The sequence below is a fragment of the Streptomyces niveiscabiei genome, assembly GCF_001419795.1.
Taxonomy (GTDB): Bacteria; Actinomycetota; Actinomycetes; order Streptomycetales; family Streptomycetaceae; genus Streptomyces; species Streptomyces niveiscabiei.
Genome location: NZ_LIRL01000297.1, coordinates 1 through 15,901 on the forward strand (window position 1 = coordinate 1; position 15,901 = coordinate 15,901).

The 15,901-nt window shown below is 72.8% G+C and carries 22 protein-coding genes; 1 reads left to right on the forward strand and 21 read right to left on the reverse strand.

The window, feature by feature from the left end:
• Positions 1–55: 55 nt before the first annotated feature.
• The 15 genes from AOK24_RS15505 to AOK24_RS50680 form a co-directional block, all read right to left on the reverse strand.
• Positions 56–253, reverse strand: coding sequence for a ferredoxin (locus tag AOK24_RS15505; RefSeq protein WP_055720677.1), 198 nt, complete (start codon positions 251–253; stop codon positions 56–58).
• 5 nt (positions 254–258) lie between these two features.
• Positions 259–1,410 (reverse strand): cytochrome P450, encoded by a 1,152-nt coding sequence (locus tag AOK24_RS15510; RefSeq protein WP_055720678.1) that lies wholly within the window; start codon positions 1,408–1,410, stop codon positions 259–261.
• A 109-nt stretch (positions 1,411–1,519) separates the two neighbouring features.
• Positions 1,520–2,188, reverse strand: coding sequence for a TenA family protein (locus tag AOK24_RS15515; protein WP_055720679.1), 669 nt, complete (start codon positions 2,186–2,188; stop codon positions 1,520–1,522).
• A gap of 74 nt (positions 2,189–2,262) precedes the next feature.
• Entirely contained in the window at positions 2,263–4,104 is a 1,842-nt protein-coding gene (gene asnB, locus AOK24_RS15520) for an asparagine synthase (glutamine-hydrolyzing) (protein ID WP_055720659.1), read from the reverse strand.
• Positions 4,092–5,273 carry a nucleotide disphospho-sugar-binding domain-containing protein gene (locus AOK24_RS15525; RefSeq protein ID WP_055720660.1) on the reverse strand — a complete coding sequence of 394 codons (1,182 nt, stop codon included), beginning with the start codon at positions 5,271–5,273 and terminating at the stop codon, positions 4,092–4,094. Before AOK24_RS15525 ends, asnB begins: the two co-directional genes overlap by 13 nt.
• Before the next feature lie 311 nt (positions 5,274–5,584).
• Positions 5,585–6,442: an NAD(P)-dependent oxidoreductase gene (locus AOK24_RS15530; protein WP_055720661.1), complete on the reverse strand. Its 858-nt coding sequence runs from the start codon at positions 6,440–6,442 to the stop codon at positions 5,585–5,587.
• 31 nt (positions 6,443–6,473) lie between these two features.
• Positions 6,474–6,785 (reverse strand): antibiotic biosynthesis monooxygenase family protein, encoded by a 312-nt coding sequence (locus tag AOK24_RS15535; RefSeq protein WP_055720662.1) that lies wholly within the window; start codon positions 6,783–6,785, stop codon positions 6,474–6,476.
• Positions 6,775–7,092 carry an antibiotic biosynthesis monooxygenase family protein gene (locus AOK24_RS15540; RefSeq protein ID WP_055720663.1) on the reverse strand — a complete coding sequence of 106 codons (318 nt, stop codon included), beginning with the start codon at positions 7,090–7,092 and terminating at the stop codon, positions 6,775–6,777. The genes AOK24_RS15535 and AOK24_RS15540 overlap by 11 nt, the downstream gene beginning before the upstream one ends.
• Complete coding sequence (locus tag AOK24_RS15545; RefSeq protein ID WP_055720664.1) at positions 7,092–7,844, reverse strand: SDR family NAD(P)-dependent oxidoreductase; 753 nt, start codon at positions 7,842–7,844, stop codon at positions 7,092–7,094. Before AOK24_RS15545 ends, AOK24_RS15540 begins: the two co-directional genes overlap by 1 nt.
• Before the next feature lie 18 nt (positions 7,845–7,862).
• Positions 7,863–8,324, reverse strand: a complete 462-nt coding sequence (locus AOK24_RS15550) for an anthrone oxygenase family protein (RefSeq protein WP_055720665.1) — start codon at positions 8,322–8,324, stop codon at positions 7,863–7,865.
• On the reverse strand, positions 8,318–8,776 hold the full coding sequence (locus tag AOK24_RS15555; protein WP_055720666.1) for an SRPBCC family protein: 459 nt from the start codon (positions 8,774–8,776) through the stop codon (positions 8,318–8,320). The genes AOK24_RS15550 and AOK24_RS15555 overlap by 7 nt, the downstream gene beginning before the upstream one ends.
• Positions 8,777–8,818: 42 nt before the next feature.
• Complete coding sequence (locus AOK24_RS15560; RefSeq protein ID WP_055720667.1) at positions 8,819–10,036, reverse strand: ketosynthase chain-length factor; 1,218 nt, start codon at positions 10,034–10,036, stop codon at positions 8,819–8,821.
• Positions 10,033–11,322 (reverse strand): beta-ketoacyl-[acyl-carrier-protein] synthase family protein, encoded by a 1,290-nt coding sequence (locus AOK24_RS15565; RefSeq protein ID WP_055720668.1) that lies wholly within the window; start codon positions 11,320–11,322, stop codon positions 10,033–10,035. The genes AOK24_RS15560 and AOK24_RS15565 overlap by 4 nt, the downstream gene beginning before the upstream one ends.
• Entirely contained in the window at positions 11,319–11,753 is a 435-nt protein-coding gene (locus AOK24_RS50675) for a cupin domain-containing protein (protein WP_055720669.1), read from the reverse strand. Before AOK24_RS50675 ends, AOK24_RS15565 begins: the two co-directional genes overlap by 4 nt.
• The gene (locus tag AOK24_RS50680) at positions 11,750–12,094 is read right to left on the reverse strand and encodes a TcmI family type II polyketide cyclase (RefSeq protein ID WP_055720670.1); all 345 of its coding nucleotides are present in this window, start codon (positions 12,092–12,094) and stop codon (positions 11,750–11,752) included. Before AOK24_RS50680 ends, AOK24_RS50675 begins: the two co-directional genes overlap by 4 nt.
• A gap of 165 nt (positions 12,095–12,259) precedes the next feature.
• Between AOK24_RS50680 and AOK24_RS15580 the strand changes: the two genes are divergently transcribed.
• On the forward strand, positions 12,260–12,628 hold the full coding sequence (locus AOK24_RS15580) for a SchA/CurD-like domain-containing protein (protein ID WP_055720671.1): 369 nt from the start codon (positions 12,260–12,262) through the stop codon (positions 12,626–12,628).
• 62 nt (positions 12,629–12,690) lie between these two features.
• Here the strand turns inward: AOK24_RS15580 and AOK24_RS15585 are convergent, their stop codons facing one another.
• The 6 genes from AOK24_RS15585 to AOK24_RS15610 all read right to left on the reverse strand — a co-directional run.
• Complete coding sequence (locus AOK24_RS15585) at positions 12,691–13,143, reverse strand: anthrone oxygenase family protein (RefSeq protein ID WP_055720672.1); 453 nt, start codon at positions 13,141–13,143, stop codon at positions 12,691–12,693.
• On the reverse strand, positions 13,140–13,529 hold the full coding sequence (locus tag AOK24_RS15590) for a SchA/CurD-like domain-containing protein (RefSeq protein WP_055720673.1): 390 nt from the start codon (positions 13,527–13,529) through the stop codon (positions 13,140–13,142). The genes AOK24_RS15585 and AOK24_RS15590 overlap by 4 nt, the downstream gene beginning before the upstream one ends.
• Positions 13,529–14,263: an SDR family NAD(P)-dependent oxidoreductase gene (locus tag AOK24_RS15595; RefSeq protein WP_055720674.1), complete on the reverse strand. Its 735-nt coding sequence runs from the start codon at positions 14,261–14,263 to the stop codon at positions 13,529–13,531. The genes AOK24_RS15590 and AOK24_RS15595 overlap by 1 nt, the downstream gene beginning before the upstream one ends.
• The gene (locus tag AOK24_RS47540; RefSeq protein WP_055720675.1) at positions 14,260–14,529 is read right to left on the reverse strand and encodes an acyl carrier protein; all 270 of its coding nucleotides are present in this window, start codon (positions 14,527–14,529) and stop codon (positions 14,260–14,262) included. Before AOK24_RS47540 ends, AOK24_RS15595 begins: the two co-directional genes overlap by 4 nt.
• Before the next feature lie 87 nt (positions 14,530–14,616).
• The gene (locus AOK24_RS15605; protein WP_055720676.1) at positions 14,617–15,438 is read right to left on the reverse strand and encodes an AfsR/SARP family transcriptional regulator; all 822 of its coding nucleotides are present in this window, start codon (positions 15,436–15,438) and stop codon (positions 14,617–14,619) included.
• Between the two features lie 28 nt (positions 15,439–15,466).
• A partial coding sequence (locus AOK24_RS15610; RefSeq protein WP_240553937.1) for a thioesterase II family protein occupies positions 15,467–15,901 on the reverse strand: 435 nt, incomplete at its 5' end.

Sequence of the window (15,901 nt, forward strand, 5' to 3'; positions counted from 1 at the left end):
AACGCCCCCGGCCCGGGAACCTGTGGCTGGTTCCCGGGCCGGGGGCGTTGGGCCGTCAGTTGTCCTCTATGACCCTGATCGAGTTCGTCGGGCAGGCTCGGACCGCTCGGTGGATCTCCTCGTGCAGGTCCGGGGAAGGGTCCGCGTCCAGGATGAGGACCAGGCCCTCCTCGTCCTGGTCGAAGACGGTGGGGAGGCGGTAGACGCAGAGGCTGCTGACCGCGCAGGTGGACGGGGTGGCTACTACGCGCATCCGAGTCACCAGGCCACGGGGATCTCGGTGAAGCCCTCCATGAAGCCGCCCAGGGCGCGGGGGAGTTCGGCGGCGGGCTTGGAGAGGTGGATCGACGGGAAGCGGCGCAGGAGGCTTTCCGTGGCGATCTGGAGTTCCATGCGGGCCAGCGCCGCGCCCACGCAGTAGTGGATGCCGGCGCCGAAGGTCATGTGGTGGTTCTCCTCGCGGCGGATGTTCAGCTCGAAGGGGTTCTCGAAGACCTCCGCGTCGCAGTTGGCGCCCTCTTCGGAGAGGAGGACGCTGGTGCCCTTCTTGATCACGCTGCCGTCCGACAACGGGATGTCCTCGATGGCGTACCGCATCGTGCCGACGGACGAGCCCATGATCTGCGTGCGGAGGAGTTCCTCGACCGCGGAGGGGACCAGCGACCAGTCCGCCTGGATCTCGCGGACCAGGTCGGGGCGGTTGAGCAGGACGGCCGTACCCGTGCCGATCTGGCTCGCGGTGGTGACGTAGCCGGCGATGAGGAGGCCCTGGCACCAGAAGTGCAGCTCGTGCTCGTTCATCCGGTTGTCGTCCTCGTCGCGGACGCGGATGAACTCGCTGATGAGGTCGTCGGCGGGGTTGGCGCTCTTCGCCTCGATGAGGTCGCCGAGGTACTTCCACAGGTTCTGCCGGGCCTTGCCGATCTCCTCCGGGGGCAGCTTCGTGACGGCGAGGAACCCGTCGACGTACCCCCGGAACTGGTCCCGGTCCTCCGCCGGGACGCCGAGGAGCTTGCAGATGACCTTGATGGGCAGCGGGAAGGCGAACGCCTCGTTCAGCTCGGCGGGCTGGGGGCCCGCGGCCATCTCGTCGAGGAGTTCGTCGGCGACCTCCTGGACGTACGGCCGCAGCGACTCGATCCGGCGCGCGGTGAACGCCTTGGTCACCAGCGACCTGACCTGCGTGTGCTTCGGCGGGTCGGGGTCGATGTGCGGGTCCATGAACAGGTCGTTGTCCTTGGAGATCCGCGCGCAGTCGGGCCGCGCGATGTTCCGCGACAGCCGCTTGTCGGCGAAGAGGGCGCGCACGTCCTGGTAGCGGGTGACGAGGGTCGCCGTGTCCCCGCTGGGGAGGGTCACCTCCATCGCGGAGGAGCCGTGGACGTCCTTGAGGGCCTCGGGCATCTGCATGGGGGGTTCCCAGGCGAACGGGTACCTCGGCGGGGTGGAGGCGTGGGGGCACACTTCGGGGCTCACGTCGGCGGTCACATCGATCCCTTCACAGAAACGGACGTCGGATTCACAGCGGCCACCCCGACCTGGACCAGGCGGCCTCGGCGAACGCCCACTCGAAGCGGACGCTCGTCGCGAAGTACTCCAGGAGTTCGGCGCGGCCCGGCACGGCCATGCGCTCGCCGAGCTCGTCGTAGGCGGTCATGAAGGCCCGGACGGCGAACCGGTACCCCTCGCCGGGGTGGTACGCCCGGATCCACTCGGCGTACCGGGAGCCCGGCGTGTGGCGCTCCAGCAGGTCGTCGGAGATCCGGTGGTTGAACCAGACCATCGGCAGCAGCGCCCCCATCCCCGCGGCGACCGTGGACGCGGTCGCCGCGTGCAGGAACGTGCAGTGGGCGTGGGTGGCCGCCGACACCTCGGGCTTCTCGGCGGCGGGCGGCGCCTGGAGCCTGGGCGCGAGTTCGGCGTACGAGGTGCGCAGCCGGTCGCGGGCCTCCAGGGTCCCGGTGACCGAGCGGGCGAGCAGCGCGGCGTGCTCGTCCCAGCGGGTCGCGGCGGCGGTGCGGGCCAGCGCCCGCGCGTAGGCGGGCAGCAGATGGCCGGTGTCCTGCTCGACGAAGTGGGCGAGGGACTCGGGCGGCAGCGAGCCGTCCCGCAGCCCCGCCCAGAACGGGTGCTCCTTGACCTTGGCGAGCACGGGCTCGGCCAGCTCCTGGAGTTCCTTGCTCAGCACGGCATCCTCCTCCTTCTCCTTCTCCTTCTCCGGGGAATCGGGCTCCGGGGAATCGGGCTCCTGGAATCGGTGGGTCACAGATCGAGGCGCACCCGCTGCCGGCGCAGCCAGGTGTCGAGCTGGAGGACCATCTCCACGTCACGCCGCTCGCCCCACCCGCTGACCTCGATGGGCCGGTCCTGCGCGGAGAGCCGGGCGCACGCCTCCCGGTCGAGCAGCGAAGCGACGGGCCCCGAGGGGTCGTTCACGACGGCGTCGAACCGTTCCTTCAACACCTGCCCGTAGCCGGGGTCTTGAGTGATCGGGAAGGGGCTCTTGCGCCGCTCGGTGACCGACGCCGGCAGCAGGTCGGCGACGGCGGACCGCAGGACGCTCTTCTCCCGGCCGTCGGCGGTCTTCATCTCCCACGGGATGTTGTAGACGTACTCGACGAGCCGGTGATCGCAGTACGGCACCCGCAGTTCGAGCCCGACGGCCATGCTGAGCCGGTCGTCGCGGGTCAGCAGCAGCGGCATCCAGCGCGTCAGGTGGACGTGGCTGACCCGCCGCATCCGGTGTTCGAGCTCCGACTCGCCCTGGACGCGCGGGACTTCGGCGACCGCCTCGGCGTACCGCTGGGCGGCGTGCCCGGGGACGTCGATCTTCTTCAGCAGCCCGGGGTCGAGCAGTCCCGTGCTCATGCCGTGCGGCGCGACCTTCAACCCCATCGTCACCCAGGGGAAGTTGCCGGTGTCGACCAGCGACGGGTCCTGGAACGACCGGTAGCCGCCGAAGAGTTCGTCGGCCGCCTCGCCCATCAGGGCCACGGTCGAGCGGCGGCGCACGGCCCGCAGCAGCAGGTACAGCGAGCGGTCCATGTCGGGGATCGGGCGCGGCAGGTCCTGCGAGAGGAGCGCCGCCGCGTCCACGACCGGGTCGACGAGGTCGGCCGTCCTCAGCACGACCGGCTCGTGGTCGGTGCCGACGTGCCGGGCGACCTCGGCGGCGTACGGGGCGTCCGGGTCCTCGTGCCAGAAGTCCTTCTGGAAGCGCTCGGTGTGCCCCTCGAAGTCCACGGCGAACGTCCGCGGCCGGCCCCCGGCGCGGGCCGCGAGGGCCACGATGGCGCTGGAGTCGACACCGCCCGACAGCAGCGTGCACAGCGGTACGTCGGAGACGAGGTGCGCCTCGACGGACTCCGCGAGCAGACCGCGCACGGTGTCGACCGTGGTGGCCGCGTCGTCGGTGTGGACGCGGTGGGGGAGCGTCCAGTACGCCGACTCGGCGACCCCGGCGTGGGTGACGACCGCCGTGTGTCCGGCGGGGAGTTCGCGCACCCCCCGGTAGATCGCGTGCCCCGGCGTCGCGATGTACGCCAGCAGCTCCGCGAACCCCTCCCCGTCGACCGCGCACTCCAGCGCCGGGTGCGCGAACAGCGCCTTGGGCTCCGAGCCGAACAGGACGCCCTGGGGGGTCCTGGCGTAGAACAGCGGCTTGATGCCGAGCCGGTCGCGGGCCAGCAGCAGCCGCTCCCGGCCCGGGTCCCACACGGCGAACGCGAACATGCCGTCCAGGTGCTCGGCACACCGCTCGCCCCACTCCAGGTAGGCCCGCAGCACGACCTCGGTGTCACCGGCCGTCCGGAACCGGTGCCCCCGCGCCTCCAGCTCCCGCCGCAGCGCACGGAAGTTGTAGATCTCGCCGTTGTGCACGACGACCGCGAGCGTGCGCCCGTCCGCCTCGGCCACCATCGGCTGGGTGGAGCGCTCCAGGTCGATCACCGAGAGCCTGCGGTGCCCGAGCGCCGCGCGCCGGTCGGTCCACACGGCCTCGTCGTCGGGGCCCCGGTTGGCGATGGCCGCGACCATCGTCCGGACGGTCGCGCCCTCCTCGGTCAGGTCACGCCGGAAGTCGATCCAGCCCGCTATGCCGCACACGTGATCACCTTCGTCCGCAGTTCGTTCACGATGTCGGCGGGCGAGGGCCGCTCCAGCATCCCCGCCCGCAGCGCCCGCGCCGCCTCCCGTACGGCGGCCCCCGCCTCCGGGTCCAGCAGCCGGCCCGCCTCCTCGCGCAGCCGGCGCGGCGTCGCCTCGTCCCGCGACAGCACTTCACCGGCCCCGGCGGCGAACACCCGCCCCGCGTGCCCGGTGTGGTCCGGCAGCTGCGGTACGAGGAGCAGCGGGACCCCGGCCCGCAGCGAGGTCAGGACGGTCCCCGCCCCGCCGTGCGCCACGACCAGGTCGGCGCCCGGCATCAGGGTGTGCAGCGGCACGTCCGTCACGATCCGCGCCCGCGACGCCAACTCCGGGTCCAGCAGCGCGCGTTGGGACGCCGACACGGCGAGTACGACCTCCGTGTCCGGCTCGCACAGCGCCGCCGCGACGTCCCCGGCGAGGAAGAGGCCCGGGCTGAGCTTCGCCATGGTGTGCCCCCACGTCACCACCACCCGCCGGACGCCCGGCGCGGGCGCGGGCAGCGGGCCCGGGGAGACGCCGACGCCGTTGTAGGGGACGTGGCGGACCGGGAGGCGGGGGTAGTCGGTGGGGACCTGGAAGGTGTCCGGGCACGGGTCGACGGTGACCGTGCCCAGCGGGTCGAAGCCGGTGACGCCGTGCCGCTCCAGGAGCGGCGCGAGGACCTCGGGGAGCAGGGCGCGGGCCCGCAGCATCAGGTCGGTGCCGAACAGGACCCGGATCGCCGGGATGTCCAGCGCCGCCGCCGCGATCGGGCCGGCCAGCGCGGTCGGCTCGTACACGATCGCGTCCGCCCGCCAGTCGCGGGCCAGGTCCACCAGGCCGTCCGTCATCGACTCGGCGTGCGCCGAGAACATCCGCAGGGCGCGGGGGCCCTTGCCCTCGCGGGGGGCCTGCGGGCCGCCGAAGTCGCCGGCCGAGGACTTGAGGACGTAGCCGCGGACCATCCCGACCGCGTCCACGTCGTCGCCGACCACCGCCGCCGGCAGGCCGGTCCGCTCGATCTCCCGCTCCAGCTCCGGCTGGCTCGCGATCAGCACCTCGTGGCCCGCCGCCCGGAACGCCGAGGCCAGCGGGACCAGGGCGTACAGGTGGGAAGGCCACGCCCAGGTCGTGAACAGTACGCGCATGGAATCCGTCAGCCCCTTCGTGACGTCGAGGGCCCCGGCAGCCCCGGGGCTCCGATGCGCAACCGACGGTGGGCCACGGGGCTAGGCATCCGCTCGGGATCGGCTCGATCTGCGCAGGGGCGGCAGCGGGCGCCTCGGTCCGGGCGGCAGCGCGCGGGAAGGCGTGCCGGGCTGCGGGAGCCGCTCGGGCCGGCCGTGGACAGACCGGCCGGGGGCCGCTCGGGCCGGCCGTGGACAGACCGGTGCCCTCCGCCGGGCCCGCCGTGAAGGGGGCGCCCGGGGAGGGCACTCGGTCCGGCCGCTCGCGCCGGTCACGCCTGGTGTTCGACGATCACCGCCGCGTCCTTCGCCCCGTCCCCGGCCGCCACGACCGCCGAGAACCGGTCCAGGACCGTGTCCAGGACCGGCACGGACAGGCCCGACGCGTGGGCCGCCTCCGTGGCGATCCGGACGTCCTTGGCCATCAGGTCGGCCCGGAAGAAGGCCGGTTCGTACCGGCCGCCCTTCATCAGCGCCGCCCGGAACTTCATCACCACGGAGCTGAACCCGCTCTCCGCGATCGACGTGATGAGCTGATCGCGGTCCAGGCCGGCGGCGACGCCGTACGCGACCGCCTCCGCCATCGACGCGACCTGCGCGCCCAGCAGGAGGTTCAGGACCAGCTTCATGCTGGTCGCGGTCCCCGGCGGGCCCAGGTGCAGGACCTGGGAGCCGAGCGCCTCCAGGACCGGGCGGACCTCCGCGAAGTCCTCCTCCGCGCCGGAGACGTACACGCGCAGCGCGCCTTCGCGGGCTTGCAGCGGGTTCCCCACCACGCACGCCTCGACCCGGCGCAGCCCCTTCGCGGCGAGCCGCTCCGCCGCGTCCCGGGCGTACCCGGGGGACACCGTCGACGTGTCGACGACCAGCGCCCCCGGTTCGAGGACGGGCACGACCCGCCCGAACAGCACCTCGTCCACGGCCCGTTCGTCGCTGAGGCTCAGCAGGACGACCCGGTGCCCCTCGGCGGCGCCCTCCGGGGACCCCGCGAGGACCGCGCCGCCCGCCACCAGCGCCTCGGCCTTCGCGGCGGTCCGGTTGAACACGGTGAGCCGGTGCCCCCGCTCCAGCAGCCGGTGCGCCATCCCGCCGCCCATGTTGCCGAGGCCGATGAACGCGAGCTGTTCCATGAAGACACCTCTCCTTGATCGCTACGGGATTTCAGTACGCCGCGTCGACCTCGTACACCGCGAACGGCGACGACGTCCGGGTGTCGCGGAACGGGCGCAGCGGGGCCGTGTCGTCGCGGTGCTCGGCGCCCTGCTCCCACTTCGCGAAGGCCGCCATGGACTCCCAGCGGCTCACGACGGCCAGCGCGGTGGGGTCGGCCGGGCTGCGCAGCAGTTCGTTGCCGAGCATCCCGGGGACCTTCGCGAGGCGCTCGCTCACCAGGTGGTAGGCCGCGCGGACCTCCGCGAGCTGCCGCTCGTCGTACGCGGCCTGGTACACCAGCACCCGGACCTCAGCCGGCACCGCCCGACGCCTTTCCGGACAGGTGCGTGACCAGCTCCATCGTGTGGAAGGAGCCGCCCTTGCGGTACGGGTGGAGGGTCGCCCGGTGCTTCAGGTGCTCGGGGCTGTCCTCGAAGGCGCGGAACCTCGGCTCGTCGAGCCAGTCGCTGACGATGTAGTACGTGCTGTCCTCGGCGGTCGAACGGGACAGCGACTGGCCGAGGTTGGCGGGATGGCCGGTGACCGCGTCCGTGCCCTCGTGCCAGGCGCGTTCGAAGTCGGCCTCCTTGCCCGGCTCGATCTCCATGCGCAGCATCACCCGGAACATCAGGAGATCCCCCCGTCGACGCCGATCACGTTGCCCGTGACGTACCGGGACAGGTCGCTGGCCAGCCACAGGACCGCGCCCGCGACTTCGTCCGGCGTGCCGAGGCGGCCGAGCGCGGTCTTCGCGCTGTAGCGCTGGGTCATGAGCGTGCGCTGCTCCTCGGGCAGGGCGTGGAAGTTCTCGGTCTCGATGACGCCGAGCGCGAGGACGTTGAAGCGGATGCCCTGCGGGCCGAACTCCTTGGCCAGCGAGCGGTTCAGGCCGACCAGCGCCGCCTTGGTCATCGTGTAGTGCGCGCGCAGCGGGATGCCCGCGTCGATCGAGCGGGAGCCGATGCTGACGACCGAGGAGCCCTCGCCGAGCAGCGGCAGCGCGTGCTGGATCACCAGGTGGGCGCCGGTCACGTTGGTGTCGAGGATGCGCTGCCACTCCTCCAGCGCCAGCTCCTTGTACGGGACGTGGCTGATCGTGCCCGCGTTGTTGACGACCAGGTCGAGGCGGCCGTACCGCTCCCTCACCTGCTCCAGGAGGGCGGCGGTCTCGGCCGGCCGGGCGAGGTCGGCGCGCAGGACGTGGTGGTCGCCGCCGGTCTCCTTCAGCTCGGCCTCCAGGGAGGCGACGTGGTCGCTGTCGGTGCGGTAGCAGGTGATGACGTCGACGCCGGCGCGGGCCAGCGCGAGGACGATGCCCCGGCCGACACCGCGCGTGCCGCCGGTGACGAGGGCCTTCTTGCCGTTGAGCGCGAGATCCATGGTTTCTCCCGAAGAGGGTTACAACAGGACGCCGAGACCGGCGCAGTTGAGGAACAGGGCGGCGATCGTGAGGAGGCTGCGCCTGCGGTTCCAGGCGCCCCAGTCGGCGCGGGGGTCGCGGTCCGCGAAGTCGGCGGGCAGGTCCTCCGGGTCGAGCGTGCGCATCCACCGGTTGACCGGCACGTTCTTCGCGACCGAGATGACGGAGGTCGCCGCGGCGAGCACGGCGGCCACCGCGAACGCGGCCCGCGCGAGCGGCTCCGGCGCGAGGAACGCCAGCGCCGTATCGCCCACGAGGGTGCCGACCAGACAGAGCGGCATCGCCGGGTCGTAGCGGGTCCCGAAGAACGCGTGCGCCTGCACGTACCGGTCGGCGGGCAGCGAGGCCAGGTACGGGAACCCGCCGAGCTGCGTGCCGAACAGGACGCCCGCCGCGAGGCCGTTCAGCAGCACGACCAGGGGGACCAGGAGCGTCAGCACGACCGCCCCGCGGCCTCGACCTTCTCCTTGATCAGCTCCATCTGCACCTTCGTGTTGCGGTTCAGGTGCTCGGTCATCTGCTCGTCCGTCGCCGGGGCCTGCGGCTTCATGTGGAAGTCCTGCACCCAGCGCATCCGCACCCCGCCGCCGGGCTCCTCGGTGTACTCCCAGTAGATCTTCATGAAGTCGAACGGGCCCGTCTCCACGCGCTCGGCGTGCACGGTCCGCGTCGTCGGGTCGCTGGTGCGCCGCGAGACCCACGACCAGACGTTGCCGTCCTCGTCCGGGTGCATCGTGAGCCGGAACAGGACGGTGTCGCCGTCGCGCTCCAGGATCTCCGCCTTCGCGTACTCGCTGAACAGGTCGGGCCAGTTGGGGACGTCGTCGGTCATCCGCCACACCAGGTCCAGCGGTGCGTCGATGACGATGTGGTTGTCGGTGTGTCCGGCCATCGCCGTGCTCCTTACTCTTCTGGACGGGACTCTTCTGAAGGGTCAGCGGCCCAGGACCAGGGCCGAGGTGAATCCCCCGTGGCCGCGCGCCAGCACCAGCGCGTGCCGCAGGGGGAGCTGCCGGGCCCCGTCGGTGACCAGGTCGATCCCCAGGCCGGGGGCCGGGCGCCGGGTCCCGGCGGTCGGGGGGACCACGCCGTCGCGCAGGGCGAGCAGCGCCGTCGCCACGTCCAGCGGGGCCCCGCCGCCGTACAGCCGCCCGGTGAGGGTCTTCGGCGCGGTCACCGGTACGCCGCACGCGCCGAACAGGGACGCCAGGGCCTCCGCCTCGGCGCGGTCGTCCTCCGGGACCCCGGCGGCGTCCGCGAACACCACGTCGATGTCGGCGGGCGTCAGCCGGGCGTCGTCCAGGGCCTGTCGGATCACCCGGCGCAGCACCCGGGGCCTGCCCGTGTCCGGCGGCGGGTCGAAGCCGGCGGCGTGGCCGAGGACCCGGCCGTAGCCGGGGCCCGCCCCGCGCACGCGGGCCGACTCCGCGCTCTCCAGGACCAGGATCGCGCCGCCCTCGCCGGGCACGTAGCCACGGGCCTCGGCGTCGAAGGGGGCGTACGCGGTCGCCGGGTCCTGCGAGGTGGAGAGCTTGCCGGTGGACAGCTGGGCCGTCAGGCCGTACGGGCACAGGGACGCGTCCGTGCCGCCGGTCAGCACCAGCCGCGCGCCCTTGCCGGTCAGCCGCTTCGCCTGCGCGACCGCGTCGAGGCCGCCCGCCTGCTCGCAGGCCAGCACCCCGCAGGGGCCGCGCATCTGGTGCCGGATGGAGAGCTGGCCCGTCGTCGCCGCGTAGAACCACGCGATCGACTGGTAGGCGCCCACCCAGGACGGCTCGTGCTGGTACAGCGCCGTCATCTCCCGCTGCCCGAACTCCGTCCCGCCCGAGGAGGACGAGGTGACGACGGCCATCTCGAACTCGGGCAGCGCCGCGAGATCGACCTCGGCGTCGGCGAGCGCCTCCTCGGCGGCGGCGAGCGCGAGGTGCGTCCAGTGGTCGGTCTGCGAGATGAGCCTTCTCGGCCGTACGGCGCTCTCCGCGTCGAACCCCGGCACCTCACCGGCCAGCCGGACGGGGTACCCGGCCGCGTCGAACCGCTCGATCCGCCCGATCGCCGACTTCCCGGCGAGCACGGCGGCCCAGTGCGCCTCGACGCCGATACCGGTGGGGGCGGTGACGCCGAGGCCGGTGATGACCGGCGCCCCCGTCATGCCCCGCCCCTTCCCGCCGCCGCTGCCGCCGTGCCGGGGCGGGCCAGCAGCATCGCCGTCTGGAAGCCGCCGAAGCCGCTGCCGACGCTCAGCACCACGTCCAGGGGGTGGTCGCGGGCCGTGAGCGGGACGTAGTCCAGGTCGCACTGGGGGTCCGAGTGGTGCAGGTTCGCCGTCGGCGGGACCACCTGGCGTTGCAGCGCCAGCGCGCAGGCCGCGACCTCGATCGAGCCGATCGCGCCCAGCGAGTGGCCCACCATCGACTTGATCGAGCTGACCGGGATGTCGTACGCGTGCGCGCCCAGGCTGCGCTTGAACGCGGCCGTCTCGTGGCGGTCGTTCTGCTTGGTGCCCGAGCCGTGCGCGTTGATGTAGTCCACCGCTGTCGGGTCGAGTTTCGCCTGGTCCAGGGAGACCCGGATGGCCTCCGCCATCTCGCGGCCGTCCGGTTTGAGGCCGGTCATGTGGTAGCCGTTGCTGCGGCCCGCGAAGCCGGCGATCTCGCCGTAGATCCGGGCCCCCCGCGCCTCGGCGGCCTCCCGCTCCTCCAGGACCAGGACCGCCGAGCCCTCCGCGAGGACGAACCCGTCGCGGTCCCGGTCGAAGGGGCGCGAGGCGTGCGCCGGGTCGCTGTTGTTCGGGGTGGTCGCCTTGATCGCGTCGAAGCACGCCGAGGTGATCGGCGAGAGGGGGGCGTCGGTGGCGCCCGCGATGGCGACGTCCGCCGAGCCCTCCTCGATCAGCTGCGCGGCGTGCGCGATGGAGTCCAGGCCCGAGGTGCAGCCCGTCGAGATCAGCGCGACCGGCCCCTCCGCGCCCACCTCCCAGGCGACCTCGGCGGCCAGCGTGCTCGGCACCATGTAGCCGTACAGGTGGGGTACGCCGTACTCGTGGTCGACGAGCCACTTGCGGCCCCGGTCGCTGAGCACGACGTACTCCTCCTCCAGGCCCATCGTGCAGCCGACCGCGCTGCCGATGCTCACCGTCAGGCGCTCCGGCGCCAGTGCCGCGAGGTCGATGCCGCTGTCCTCGACGGCTTCCCGCGCGGAGACCACCGCGAACTGCGCGGCCCGGTCCATGCGGCGGATCTGCTGGGCGCCGAGCCCCGCGGCGACCGGGTCGAAGTCGACCTCGGCGGCGACCTGGGAGCGGAAGGGTGCCGGGTCGAAGAGGCTGATCCTGCGGGTCGCGGTACGGCCCTCGGAGAGCAGCTCCCAGAACGCCTCGCGGCCCACCCCGCCGGGGACGACCGCGCCGACGCCCGTGATGACGGCCCGTCGGCTCACGGCGTACCGCCCACGGACGGGTTCGCCTGCTCGGGGCGCTGGGCCGGCTCGGTGTCCACGTGGCCCAGCTCCGGGCGCGGGGCCAGCGGGGAGAGGTGGAAGGCGCACTTCGCGGTCGTGTCGCCGACGTTGACCAGGCGGTGGCGCACCCCGATCGGCACGAGCAGCGAGTCGCCGGGGGCGAGGTCGATCTGCTCGCCGTCCATCGCCATCCGCAGCTCGCCCTCGATGACGTGGAGGAACTCCTCCGAGTACGGGTGGTAGTGCTCGGTGACGTGGTCGCCGGGGGCGAGGGTCATCGTGCCGCCGAAGCCGGACGTGCAGCCGACCGTCTTCGGGCTGAGGGTGACCCGGATGTCGCCGCCCCGGCGGGTGTTGGGCACGGCCTCCTCGACGGAGACCTTCACGGTGCGGGTGATGGACGTGGTCACTGGATCCGCCCCCCGTCCTTCGTCCAGACGTAGAAGGGCTCGGCCATCGCGTCCTTCGGTTCCTTCCAGTCCGGGTCGTACGGCTCCACGCACTGCGCGAGCCGCGTGTTGATGTCGTCGTAGAGGGGGTGGCTGCGGGCCCGGTAGAGGTTCGGGGAGATGTCCTCGTCGGCCTCGACGAGGTGGAAGTACAGCCCGTGGAAACGGAACAGGGTGCGCCGGGAGACGCCGATCATCCCCGGCAGGTCCGTGGCGTCGGAGTCGGCGAAGATCCCGGCGATGTCGTCGGTGTTTCCCGGCTTGTCCGGCTTCAGTCGGGCGACGATCAGAGTGCGGTGCACGGCGTACCTCCAGGGAAACGGCGTCCGGCATCAGGTCGGTCCGGACCGTCGCACCGGGGTCTGGAGAGCGGCTCGAAACACCGTCCATTCCGGCGGTGCAGGGCGCTTCGAGCGGGGCGCGAGGCGGCTCGGGTGCGGTGGGGGCCCGACCGAAGGAGGCGTCCCATGCCGTTCGCGGCGATCACCTACGACATCAAGCCCGGCTGCGAGAAGGAACTCACCGAGATCTTCGGCAACTTCAGGCGGGTACGCGGCAACAGCGTCACCGACCCCGAGGGCCGCGAGGCCGGCACGATCCTGGCGACGGCCGTCTTCCTGCGCGACGACACCCTCGTGCGGGTCATCGAGTACACCGGCGACCTCGACGCGGTGGCCCGGCACATGGCCGCGCAGCCCGGCGTCCGGGAGGTCGAGCGCAAGCTGAAGCCCTACCTGACCCGGCCCCGGGACACGGACACGCCGGAGGGGTTCGTGGCGACGTTCCGGCGCAGCCTGCTGACGACGGTCGCGGAGATCTCCGTACGCGACGCGTGAGGCCATGAGGAGAACGCCGTGCGCTCCGTCCCGCCGACCGGGACAGGGCGCACGGCGTTCGTCTACAGGGCGGTCACCGCCGTCGCCGTGACGGCGAGGGCCAGGACCGCGAGGGCGGTGCGCAGGAGGTGCCAGCGCCGCCACAGGGGGCGCGGGTCCTGCCAGTCCGCGGGGAGGTCGGCCGGGTCGGCGACGGCCTTGACCCGGCGGTTGATGGGGACGTTGCACAGGTGGGAGACGGCCGAGACGCCCAGCAGCAGGACGACGGCCACGGCGAACAGGGCGCTCGCAGTGCCGGACGCCAGCACCGCCAGGGCCCCGTTCGCCAGCGCGCTGCTCAGCACGATCACCGGCATCGTGGGATCCCAGTTCCGGCCCAGGAGACGGTGGGCGTACACGTACGTCCCCGTCTCCATCGCGAACAGCGCGGGGACGACGCTCAGCGCGACGGCGAACAGCACGCCCGCCGTGATCCCGCCGCCGAGCAGCGCGACGACGCCGAGCAGACCCGTCATGACGCCGGGGACGCCGCGGGGTGGGTGTCGATGGTCAGCTGGGACACCGTACGCATGGTCGCGTCGCGGAAGTACGCCGCGAACCCCTGGTCGGACGCCGTCTCGCGCTGCTCGGCGAGGTAGGGCGCGAGCTTCTCCTCCAGGACGTGCACCCCCTTCTGCGCGGCCATGTGCCGGGCGACGGCGGAGAAGTCGCCCTCGTAGTGGATGACCCGGACCAGGACGTCGTCCTTGAGGAACACGGCCGTCCCCAGCAGCCGCCCGGCCGCCTTGTGCTCGGCGTCCGTGAAGTCCGGGGTGTCGACCCGCTGGAACCCCGCGAAGATCGCGGCGATCTCCTCGTCGTGCCCGGGTTTCACCCGGTAGGTGATGGCTGCGTACGGCATCAGATACCTCCGTCTACGTCGAGAGTGACGCCGGTGACGTACGAGGCGGACGCCCCGGCGAGATAGAGGACCGCCCCGGCGACGTCCTCGGGACGTCCCAGGCGGCCGAGCGCGGTCATCGAGGCGAGCCGGCCGGCGAGGGCGGGCGGCAGGCCCGCGCCGGGTTCGGTCTCCGTGACGCCCGGGGCGACCGTGTTGACGCGCACGCCCCGGCCGCCGAGCTCCTTCGCCAGCGCCCTGGTGAAACCGACCAGCGCCGCCTTCGAGGCGCTGTAGTGCACGCCGAGCGGCCGGCCGCGCAGCGCCACGGACGCGCCGACGTTGACCACCGACGCGCCGTCCGGCAGCAGCCCGGCCAGGGCGTGGGTGACGAGGTACGCGGAGGTCGCGTTGTGGTTCATCACGCGGTGCCACTCGTCCTCGGCGAGGTCCTCGAACTTGGCGTGGCCGTCCACGCCGACGTTGTTGACGAGGACGTCGACGCCGCCGAACTGCTCGCGGACGGTGTCCGCGAGGCGCCGGGCGCCCTCGCCGGTGGTCAGGTCGGCCCGGACGAAGGTGTGCTCGGCCTTCATGCCGGTCAGCTCCGCGTCGAGCGTGCGCACCGGCTCCCCGTCGGTGCGGTGGACGACGACCAGGCGGGCGCCGGCCGCCGCGAAGGCCAGGGTGACGGCGCGGCCGATGCCACGGGTGCCGCCCGTGACCACGACCCGGGTGTCCGCGAAGCCGGTCACCGGACCGCTCCGGCGCCGGGCGCCTCCTTGATCATGTTCAGCAGCAGGCGGGGCGTCTCCGCCTCCATCACGGCGTCGTCCGACAGCACGATGCCGTGCCGGCGGGTGATCAGGCCGGTCACCTGGAGCAGGGCCAGCGAGTCGTAGCCGAAATCGAGGAACGGCGTGTCCAGGGCCTCCTCGCTGTCGAGGCTCGTGCCCTCCTCGGGCGCTCCCACGCATTCGAGCAGCAGCTCGCTCAGCTCGGCCAGGGTGATCTCGCTCATCGGCGTACTTCCTTCCACGAGTCGGTGGGTTCGGGGATTCTTCGGGGACGGGGAAGATCCGGGTGGGGAGAGGCGGACCCGGCTGGTTCAGCCGACCTTCGCGAGGCGGTCCGACGGCATGCCGACCTCCAGGTCGAGCAGCGACGAGCCGAGCACCGCGCGCTGGAGGTGCTCGATGCCGGGCGACGGGTCCAGGCCCAGGTTCTGGCCGAGGGCCGTCCGCAGCTGCCGGTACGTCGTCAGGGCGTCTCCCCGGCGCCCCGCCCGGTACAGGGCGACCATCAGCTGGCCGTGGATGCCCTCGTTCAGCGGATAGCGGGCGGCGAGCCCCGACAGCTCGCCGATCAGCTCATGGTGGCGGCCCAGCCTCAGGTCCGCCTCGATCCGCCCGTGCAGGACGCTCATCCGGGACTCCTCCAGGCGGGTCGCCTCCACGTCCAGGAGCGGACCGCGCTGGACGTCGACCAGGGCCCGGCCCTTCCACAGGGCGAGCGCCCGGCCCAGGTGCGCGGAGGCCGCCGACCAGTCGCCCTGCTCCAGGGCGCGGTGCCCGGCCGAGGCCAGCACCTCGAACTCCTGCATGTCGAACAGGCCGCCCTGGGTGTCGAGCAGATAGCCGCCGGGCTCGGTGATCAGGACGCTCTTCGCGCCGTTGGGCAGCCCCGCGCAGTCCTTGCCGAGGGCCGCCGAGATCAGGGTGCGCAGTTGCAGGATGTAGGTCTGGAGGGTGGTCTGCACGCTGCGCGGCGGAGCCTCCCCCCACACCTCCTCGACCAGCGAGGACACGGACACGAGTTGGTTGGCCTGGAGGGCCAGCAGGGCGAGTACTTTGCGGGGCTTGACGGCGGTCGGCGTCACCGACACACCTGACTGAGTCGCTTTGAACGGGCCGAGTACGCAGATGTCCATCCGCGGATCTCCTTCCACAACGAACACGTCAGCCGACGTGCGGCAGCGGCATCTCTGCGTGCAGCGCCGCACCGACGGCAAGGGGCAACTCACGGCCGCGGACGAAGAAGTGCGCGCCCGGCATCGTCCGGAAACGGAACCGGGACGTGGTGCACCGTTCCCACGCGCGGACCTCCGGGATCCCCACCATCCGGTCGTCCCGGCCCGCGAAGGCCCACAGGGGGCACGGCAGCGGCTCGGTGCGGACCGAGCGCAGGCCACGGGCCAGCCGCAGGTCCGCCCGCAGGGTGGGGAGCGTGGCCCGCAGCCACTCGGGGCGCCCGAGCAGCAGCTCGGGCACGCTGTCCTCGTCGGCCAGCAGGCCGACCAGTTGCTCGTCGGTCACGCCCGGCCGCGCCGCCGCCTCCAGCAGGCGGGACGGCAGGTGCGGGGCCGGGCAGGCGCCGACGAGGACGACCTCGGG

Excerpts from the sequence above, each read along its gene's own strand:
- AOK24_RS15505 (WP_055720677.1), bottom strand. The coding sequence starts at position 253 with ATGCGCGTAGTAGCCACCCCGTCCACCTGCGCGGTCAGCAGCCTCTGC.
- AOK24_RS15510 (WP_055720678.1), bottom strand. The coding sequence starts at position 1,410 with ATGCAGATGCCCGAGGCCCTCAAGGACGTCCACGGCTCCTCCGCGATG.
- AOK24_RS15525 (WP_055720660.1), bottom strand. The coding sequence starts at position 5,273 with ATGCGCGTACTGTTCACGACCTGGGCGTGGCCTTCCCACCTGTACGCC.
- AOK24_RS15530 (WP_055720661.1), bottom strand. The coding sequence starts at position 6,442 with ATGGAACAGCTCGCGTTCATCGGCCTCGGCAACATGGGCGGCGGGATG.
- AOK24_RS15540 (WP_055720663.1), bottom strand. The coding sequence starts at position 7,092 with ATGTTCCGGGTGATGCTGCGCATGGAGATCGAGCCGGGCAAGGAGGCC.
- AOK24_RS15545 (WP_055720664.1), bottom strand. The coding sequence starts at position 7,844 with ATGGATCTCGCGCTCAACGGCAAGAAGGCCCTCGTCACCGGCGGCACG.
- AOK24_RS15555 (WP_055720666.1), bottom strand. The coding sequence starts at position 8,776 with ATGGCCGGACACACCGACAACCACATCGTCATCGACGCACCGCTGGAC.
- AOK24_RS15560 (WP_055720667.1), bottom strand. The coding sequence starts at position 10,036 with ATGACGGGGGCGCCGGTCATCACCGGCCTCGGCGTCACCGCCCCCACC.
- AOK24_RS15580 (WP_055720671.1), top strand. The coding sequence starts at position 12,260 with ATGCCGTTCGCGGCGATCACCTACGACATCAAGCCCGGCTGCGAGAAG.
- AOK24_RS15585 (WP_055720672.1), bottom strand. The coding sequence starts at position 13,143 with ATGACGGGTCTGCTCGGCGTCGTCGCGCTGCTCGGCGGCGGGATCACG.
- AOK24_RS15590 (WP_055720673.1), bottom strand. The coding sequence starts at position 13,529 with ATGCCGTACGCAGCCATCACCTACCGGGTGAAACCCGGGCACGACGAG.
- AOK24_RS47540 (WP_055720675.1), bottom strand. The coding sequence starts at position 14,529 with ATGAGCGAGATCACCCTGGCCGAGCTGAGCGAGCTGCTGCTCGAATGC.
- AOK24_RS15605 (WP_055720676.1), bottom strand. The coding sequence starts at position 15,438 with ATGGACATCTGCGTACTCGGCCCGTTCAAAGCGACTCAGTCAGGTGTG.